Raw genomic sequence first — 686 nt, 5'->3', positions numbered from 1 at the left:
TGGATGGTGTCGGCGAGTGCGGCGGCGGTCGGCTGCGGTGGGAGGTGGTGGTGGTAGCGCTGGTGCGCGGTGGTGGGCATGTGTGTGGGGTTGTGGTTGGGGGGTGGGTCGCCGGGGGTGTGGGTGGTCAGGAGGCGGAGGTGTGCTCCGGGGGTGAGGGGCTGGTCGTGGGGGAGGTGGTGGTGGGTGAGGATCACGAGGGTGGGGTGGGGGGTGTGTGCCGCGGTGTGGAGGGCGGTGGGTAGGTCGGGGGGGTGCAGGGTGCGGGCGGTCCAGATGGTGGTGAGGGCGGTGGGGCCGGTGGCGGGGAGTGCGAGCGCGGGCCGGTCGAGGGTGATCAGGGTGGGGTGGCGGCCGGCGTGCCAGAGGGTGGTGGTGAGTAGGTGTGCGGTCAGGCGGAGGACGGTTTCGGCGGGTCCGTAGGTGGGTGGGGTGGTGTCGAGGATGATCGTGACGGCTTGTGGTGGGGGGGTGGGGGTGGTGGTGTGGAGGCGGTGGAGGAGTTCCCCGCGGGTGAGGCGGAGGGTGAACAGGGTGTCGGGGAGGGCGAGTTGGGAGGGCAGCAGGCGGGTGAGGGTGCCGTGGTGGGTGATGCCGGCGTGGCCGGGGTGGGGCAGGGTGGTGGCGGCGTGGTCCCGGCCGGTGGTGGTCAGGGTGGTGGTGGTGGCGAGGAGAGTGAGGGTTGC

The 686-nt window shown here is 72.9% G+C and carries 1 pseudogene; it reads right to left on the bottom strand.

Features of this window, described 5'->3' with window-relative positions:
• Positions 1–686: pseudogene (locus MJ777_RS22790) on the bottom strand (hypothetical protein); the annotation flags it as partial.

The organism is Protofrankia sp. Cj5, assembly GCF_917627405.1.
GTDB lineage: Bacteria > Actinomycetota > Actinomycetes > Frankiales > Frankiaceae > Protofrankia.
This window is presented reverse-complemented; position numbering and strand designations above follow the sequence as displayed.